Consider the following 6492-nt stretch of genomic DNA (forward strand, 5'->3'; position numbering starts at 1 on the left):
TTGCGGGAGATGGAGTGGATCAGGATCGGGAGTAGAAGGGCAGCTCGACCACGCGCGCGGGCAGGTCCTTGCCGCGCACGTCGATGATCAGCTCGGTGCCGACCTCAGCCGCGGCGGGGTCCACGTAGGCCAGGGCGATGGGATAGCCGAGGGTGGGTGAGAGGGCGCCGGAGGTGATCTCGCCGACCTCGCGGCCTTCGGCGTCGCGCACGGTCGAGCCAGCGCGGGCGGCCCGTCGGCCTTCGGCGACCATGCCGACCAGGACGGGGCGCGAGCTGACGTCGGCGTTCTCGACGCCGGAGCGGCCGACGAAGTCCTCCTTGGACTTCAGGGCCACGACGCGGCCCATGCCCGCCTGGGCGGGGTAGAGGTCGCGCGAGAGCTCATTGCCGTACAGCGGCATCCCGGCTTCCAGGCGCAGGGTGTCGCGGCAGGCCAGGCCGCAGGGGGTGAGGCGCTCGCCACCGGCGGCGGTCAGCTGCTCCCACAGCGCTGCGGCGTGCTCGGTGGGCACATACAGCTCGAAGCCGTCCTCACCGGTGTAGCCGGTACGGGCGATCAGCAGCTCGCCGCCGCGGTAGGTGCCGGTGGTGAAGCGGTAGTACTTCATCTCCGTGATGTCCTCACGGGTGAGCGCCTCCACGCCGGAGTCCGCGGCAAACAGCGCATCCAGGAGGATCTGCTCGCTTGCGGGGCCCTGCACGGCCACCAGGGCGGTGGCCAGGGAGCGGTCATCGACCTCGACATCGAATCCCTCGGCACGCTCGCGCAGCGCGGCGGCATCGGCCTCGGCATTGGAGGCGTTGGCGACCACGAGGAAGTGGTCCTCGGCCAGGCGGTAGGTGATGACGTCGTCGAAGATGCCGCCGTCCTCGGTCAGCAGCAGCGAGTACTTCGCGCGGCCCACGCTCATGGCGGACATCTTCCCGGCCAGGGCGTGGTCCAGGGCGGCCGGGGCCTCCGGGCCGATCAGGTGGATCTCGCCCATGTGGCTGAGATCGAACAGTCCCGCGCTCTCGCGCACCGCCCGGTGCTCGGCGAGATCGGAGTCGTATCGCACGGGCATCCGCCACCCGGCGAAGTCGGTGAACGTCGCTCCCAGCGACTCGTGGACGGCCTCAAGCGGCGTGCTGCGCAGGTCCTGCTCGACCATGGTGCTCCTTCGTGTCATTTCCGACGTCCGGGCAACGGTGCCGACGTCTCGGCGCAGGCCGAGAAACCGGTGGCACGCCACCCCGCTGTGTCGCAGGCTCACCATACCGGCCCCGGTCCGCTCGCGCCGCCGTGTCGAGGGGATGGGGCCACCGTCAGAGCACCTGCTATCCGGGGGAGCCGACACCGGTGTCGGGCCCGAAGCCCCGCGTGGCCCGTCGGCCCCCTGTGTACGGTGGAGGACGTGGCGAAGGAAGGCACGAGCGACTGGCCGGTGCGGATCCGCAGCGAACGGCTGGTGATCCGCGAGCCGGGCGACCCTGATCGCGCGGCGATGATCCGGCTGATGACAGATCCCGTCACCCGCGAATACCTCGGTGGCGCGGTGGATTACTCCTCTCGCCAGGCGCTCGAGCTGTCCCCGCTGGGACTCACGTGGGGACGCTGGGTGCTGGCCGTGCCCATCGGCAGAGGGACCGACGGCGAAGGGGCCGCCGATCCGACGACCGACGATGCGGGCACCGGCGATCCTACGGCCGACGATGCGCCCGATCAGATGATCGGCTCGATCACCCTGGACTATGACCGCGGGGAGCTCGAGCTGTCCTACGCCCTGCTGCCCGAGTGGACCGGGCAGGGCTACGCCGCCGAATCATGCCTGGCGGTGCTGGGCTGGGCGCGGGAGAACCTCGAGGACGACCACGTGATCGCTGTCAGTCAGACCCGCAACAAGCGCTCGGTGGCGCTGCTGCGACGCCTGGGCTTCACGGTCCGCAAGGGCCTGGAGGAGTTCGGCACCCAGCAGCTGCTCATGGAGCGGTCGCTGACCGAGCCGCTGCCCGCGAGCACGGCGGGGATGCAGAGCGACTCCGATCCCCCGCCGCCCTCTCGGGACTGACGGGCTAGGCGCTCAGCCGCGCTCGACCGGGCAGCTCATGCAGCGCGGCCCGCCGCGACCGCGGCCCAGCTCATCCCCGGCGAACTCGAGCACCTCGACGCCCTGGTCGCGCAGGTACTCGTTGGTGGCGGCGGCCCGCTCGTAGGCGACGACCTTGCCGGGCGCGAGGGCGAGCACGTTGCAGCCGTCATCCCACTGCTCACGCGCTGCGGCATAGGGATCCAGCGGCGGGGTGAGCACCCGCAGGCGCTCCACTCCCAGGCCCCGGGCCAGCACCTCGTCCATCTCATCGGCGGCGCGGGCGCGCGAATTCAGGCGGTCCCCGCTGCGCGTGATCTCGAAGGTCTCGAGCATCCCGAGCGGACCGAAGCGCAGCATCGACTCCTCATCCACCACGGTGGTGACGGTGTCCAGGTGCATCATGGAGCGCTTATGCGGCAGGGCGATCGCGATCACCCGCTCGATCTGCCCATCGCCCAGCACCCCGGCGGCCAGACGCTCGACCCCCACCGCGCTCGTGCGCTCGCTCATGCCCACGGCGACCACGCCCGGCGAGAGCATCATGACGTCGCCGCCTTCGACGGTCGCGGCCCCCGCGCCGTCGCGGCCCAGAACACGGCGCGGCCCCGCCGAGCCCGCGAACTGTGGGTGGTGGCGGTAGATGAGCTCGAGGTGGAGGCTCTCGCGTCGGCGCGCGGGGCGGTGCATGGGGCTGACGGAGACGACGTCCCCGATCCAGGCGGAGGAGTCGCGGGTGAACATGTGGTTGGGCAGCGGGTCCAGCACGAGGTGCTCGGGGCCCTTGTGCTGGAGGGCGATCGACCGCGGGCTCACGCCCAGCTTTTCGAGCTCCTCGATGGTCAGTCCGCCGATGAGCACATCGACCAGGTGCTGCGCATCCAGGCCCGTGAGCGCGGCGCGCAGATCCTGCACGGCGAGGTCCCCGAGCACGGCGGGGTCCAGGCTGCGCTCGAGCAGCGTCTCGCGCACCTCGGCATCGGCTAGAAGGTCCACCAGCAGCTCGGTCAGGTGCAGCACCTGCACGCCCTGCTCCTCGAGCAGGGTGGAGAAGGCGCGGTGTTGGGCGTCGGCGCGATCGCGCCACAGGATCTCGTCGAACAGCAGCTCCTCGCGGCTGTCCGGGGTGAGACGCTCGAGCTCGGGCCCGGGCCGGTGCAGGATCACGCGGCGCAGGGGGGAGATCTCATCGTGCACCCCGGCGCGCGGGGCGGTGCTGGTGGTCATCGGGTCCTCATCGTCCGTCGGGCCAGGAGGGCGCCGACGTCCGTGTCGCCGCCGTGAGCACGTTAGCAGAGGCCAGCCCGGTCCCGGCGCGGGATGACTACCCTGGAGGCACCCCGATCCACCGCTGGTATCGCGACCGACATTGGAGGCCGACGTGACCGCACTGTCCATTCCCACCACCGCTCTCGCCGATGGCACGCCCTTCCCGCTGATCGGCTTCGGCACCTCGAGCGTGAAGGGCGCGGACGGCTGCCGCGCGATCGCCCAGGCGCTGCGCTCGGGCTACCGCCTGCTGGATACGGCCGCGCAGTACGGCAATGAAGCCGCCGTGGGGCAGGCGGTCCGGGACTCCGGGGTGGATCCTGATGAGGTGCTCGTGACCACGAAGATCGCCGGCGGCGATCAGGGCCGGGAGGCTGCGCGCGAGGGGTACCTGGCGTCGCTGCGGCGCCTGGGCCTGGAGCGGACGGCGCTTGTGCTGATCCATTGGCCGAACCCCTCCCGCGGGCTGGCGCTGGAGACGTGGCGCACCCTGATCGACCTCAAGGAGGAGGGGCTCACCGCGCATATCGGCGTCTCGAACTTCCGGCCCGAGCAGGTTATGGAGCTGATCGACGCGACCGGTGTAGCGCCGGAGGTGAACCAGATCCAGCTCTCCCCCGCCCTGCCGCGGCGTGAGGCGGTGGCGTTCCATCGTGAGCGCGGGATCGTCACCGAGGCGTGGGGGCCGCTGGGAGGACGCGAGGGCCTGGCTGAGCAGTTCGCGCTGCGCAAGGTCGCGGCAAAGCACGGCGTGAGCACCGCACAGGTCTCCCTGCGCTGGGCGATCGACCAGAACATCGTGGTGATTCCGAAGTCCTCCGATCCCGATCGGCAGATCAGCAACGCCACCCTCGAGGGCGTGCAGCTCGATGATGCGGACCGTGAGCTGCTGGCGTCCCTGGATCTGGGTGAGGACGCCGCCTGGGACTCTCGCGAGCACGAGGAGTGGTGAGCCCCGCCCGTTTCACGCCGGGCCCGTCGCATCGGGAGATCGTCTTCCTCACGGGCTCGGGCATCAGTGCGCGCACGGGGATGGGCACGTTTCGGGGGCCCGACGGGCTGTGGGCACTCGAGCCGGAGACCGAGGAGGCGATGCATGCCGACCGGCTGCCGGGCTCCCTACCGCGGCTGTGGGAGGTGTGGGGACGCATGGCCAGAATCGGCATGGACCACGGCCCCACCCCGGGCCATCGGGCGATCGCACGGCTCGAGGCACCGGTGATCACGCAGAACATCGACGGGCTGCATCAGGCAGCCGGGTCCGAGATCGTCGCCGAACTGCACGGCAGCGCGCTGCGCGCGGTATGCCTGGGGGCGGACTGCCGCTGGAGCGCACCGGTGACGCCCGGCGCTGGATTCTCCGCGGAGGATCACGGGGTGCCCTCGGCGTGCCCGTGGTGCGGGAAGCCGACACGGCCCGATGTGGTCCTGTTCGATGAGCAGCTGCCGGAAGCAGCGCTCGACCTCGCTCTGCGCCTCGCACAACGAGCGGATCTGTTCGTCGCGGTGGGAACGTCGGGGACCGTATTCCCCGCCGCGCAGCTCGCACCGCTGGCGCGGGCGCACGGGGCCACCACAGTGCTCGTGGACATCGCTCCTCCCGAGGCCTCGCGGACGATCTTCGACCACGTCATCGCCGAGGACGCGCACGACGTGCTCCCGGATTGGGAGCGGCGGCTGCACAAGGTGGGCGGCACGAGTTTCCTGGACCCGTTCTAGGTCGGATCGTCATCGCTTCTTCAGCACGCGGAGCGGTGAGGTTCGGTGCCGCGACCTCGAACGCTGCGCTCGCGTTGGGTCAGGCGGGGATACTGCGCGCGATAAGCGCCTCCAGCCCCCGGGGATCGGGCACGTACGTCGGCTCCAGGGCTCTCCGCCACGCCCCATACGTCTCATATGTGCGAAGAGCGGTGGCGGGCTCGAGCGGAGCACCCAGACTGTCGAGCACCCGGAGGGCGTCACGATCATGGGCCGTCGCCTCGCGATGATGCGCATGTCCGAGCTCCCGATCGCGCTGCTCCATACCCAGGACGAGAGCGTCCCGTAGCGCTCCAAGGCACAGATGAAGCCCGATGAGGTCGCTCCCCCGGCCCAGCTTCGCCGCCGCGAGGGCGAGGTCGAAGCGCACAGCGTTATCCGCCGCCAGATCGGAAAGCGTAGCCTCCACCCCGCGCACCGTCATGTCGATGCGGCGACCATCGACGAGGACTGCGCGGATGACGTGCTCCTCTCCACTGAGCGTTGACTGGAATGCCCACAGCTCCCCGGAGAGGGCAGTCTCGATCTCCACAGGAGATTCCGTCGTGATGATGACATCGAGGTCGCTCCATCCGTCGGCTGCTCCCTCTGCCACCGACCCGTAGGGCTCAACTCTCGCTTCGGGCAGAGCGCGCGAGAGATCCGCAAGGCACGTTTCATGCCATGTCGTCATGAGCCGAGCCTAGTTGTAGTTGGTCATGGCGTTGTCGACACCGGTGTGGAGGCGTGAGGGCGGGGCTGATCGCCGCAGGCGGTGTGGGGCCGGTGGTAGTTGTAGTGGTGCTTCCAGATCACGATGGCTTCGCGGTGCTCGGCCTCACTGGCGTAGGGGCGGGCGTAGAGACACTCATCAGCTAGCAGCCGCTGGTAGCGCTCGATCTTCCCGAGGCGTGAAGCTTTGGTGTGAATGTCGGTGGTGTTCCATACGGTGAACCCGACCAGCACCAGCGACCGAGGAGTACCCGTGACCAACGCCCAGCGCATCGGCGACAGTAGTAACGGAAACCAACAGATCCAGACGAGTGGTGACGTCCAAGCTCCATTCGCAAAGGGTGGAGGTGTTGCCTTCGGCGGCGACAACCACGGCATTGTCGTTACCTCGGTGCCAACCACCGATGAGCCCCAGCACACCTTCGATATCGTGAAAAAGACTCGAATCCCCACCCCGGCGGCACTCATCGGTCTCGTCTCTGGCCTGATAACCATCGTCGGGTTCGTCACAGGGGCATTCTCGGTGAAGCAGCTCGTGGACATCTTCGCGTCGGGCAGCGGATTCGACGTTTCGACCGGGGTGCCGACGGAATACTGGAGGCTCGTGGTGGGCTTGCCCGCAAGTTGTTGACGGTTGATCAAGCTGCTTGGGCTTGATCTGCGTGTTCTTCGGTTTTGGCCTGGTC

7 protein-coding genes and 1 pseudogene are annotated in these 6492 nt (G+C 69.3%); 4 read left to right on the top strand and 4 right to left on the bottom strand.

The annotated features are described in order from the left end of the window. Positions 1 to 19: 19 nt before the first annotated feature. Positions 20 to 1153, bottom strand: a complete 1134-nt coding sequence (gcvT, locus tag CJ197_RS13510; protein ID WP_102237267.1) for a glycine cleavage system aminomethyltransferase GcvT — start codon at positions 1151 to 1153, stop codon at positions 20 to 22. Positions 1154 to 1396: 243 nt separating this feature from the next. On the opposite strand from gcvT, the gene CJ197_RS13515 reads away from it, so the two are divergent. Further along, positions 1397 to 2050: a GNAT family N-acetyltransferase gene (locus CJ197_RS13515; RefSeq protein ID WP_233190973.1), complete on the top strand. Its 654-nt coding sequence runs from the start codon at positions 1397 to 1399 to the stop codon at positions 2048 to 2050. Positions 2051 to 2062: 12 nt separating this feature from the next. Here CJ197_RS13515 and CJ197_RS13520 read toward each other — a convergent pair whose 3' ends face one another. Next, entirely contained in the window at positions 2063 to 3295 is a 1233-nt protein-coding gene (locus tag CJ197_RS13520; protein WP_102237268.1) for an arginine deiminase, read from the bottom strand. Between the two features lie 154 nt (positions 3296 to 3449). Between CJ197_RS13520 and CJ197_RS13525 the strand changes: the two genes are divergently transcribed. Together CJ197_RS13525 and CJ197_RS13530 are read left to right on the top strand one after the other, a co-directional pair. Further along, positions 3450 to 4289 carry an aldo/keto reductase gene (locus CJ197_RS13525; protein ID WP_102237269.1) on the top strand — a complete coding sequence of 280 codons (840 nt, stop codon included), beginning with the start codon at positions 3450 to 3452 and terminating at the stop codon, positions 4287 to 4289. Further along, positions 4286 to 5056: a Sir2 family NAD-dependent protein deacetylase gene (locus CJ197_RS13530; protein WP_102237270.1), complete on the top strand. Its 771-nt coding sequence runs from the start codon at positions 4286 to 4288 to the stop codon at positions 5054 to 5056. The genes CJ197_RS13525 and CJ197_RS13530 overlap by 4 nt, the downstream gene beginning before the upstream one ends. A gap of 79 nt (positions 5057 to 5135) precedes the next feature. On the opposite strand, the gene CJ197_RS13535 is transcribed toward CJ197_RS13530, so the two are convergent. Both CJ197_RS13535 and CJ197_RS13540 read right to left on the bottom strand, forming a co-directional pair. Next, positions 5136 to 5768 carry a nucleotidyltransferase domain-containing protein gene (locus CJ197_RS13535; RefSeq protein ID WP_102237271.1) on the bottom strand — a complete coding sequence of 211 codons (633 nt, stop codon included), beginning with the start codon at positions 5766 to 5768 and terminating at the stop codon, positions 5136 to 5138. Positions 5769 to 5791: 23 nt separating this feature from the next. Continuing rightward, positions 5792 to 5980 (bottom strand): annotated as a pseudogene (locus CJ197_RS13540) (integrase core domain-containing protein); the annotation flags it as partial. A gap of 79 nt (positions 5981 to 6059) precedes the next feature. Here CJ197_RS13540 and CJ197_RS13545 point away from each other — a divergent pair. Further along, on the top strand, positions 6060 to 6437 hold the full coding sequence (locus CJ197_RS13545) for a hypothetical protein (RefSeq protein ID WP_102237272.1): 378 nt from the start codon (positions 6060 to 6062) through the stop codon (positions 6435 to 6437). Positions 6438 to 6492: the final 55 nt, after the last annotated feature.

Origin of the sequence: Brachybacterium sp. UMB0905, from assembly GCF_002871795.1 — a bacterium.
Taxonomy (GTDB): domain Bacteria; phylum Actinomycetota; class Actinomycetes; order Actinomycetales; family Dermabacteraceae; genus Brachybacterium.

What these genes read in the sequence shown, in the direction of transcription:
- gcvT (WP_102237267.1), bottom strand. Translation starts at nt 1,153, where the DNA reads ATGGTCGAGCAGGACCTGCGCAGCACGCCGCTTGAGGCCGTCCACGAG.
- CJ197_RS13520 (WP_102237268.1), bottom strand. Translation starts at nt 3,295, where the DNA reads ATGACCACCAGCACCGCCCCGCGCGCCGGGGTGCACGATGAGATCTCC.
- CJ197_RS13535 (WP_102237271.1), bottom strand. Translation starts at nt 5,768, where the DNA reads ATGACGACATGGCATGAAACGTGCCTTGCGGATCTCTCGCGCGCTCTG.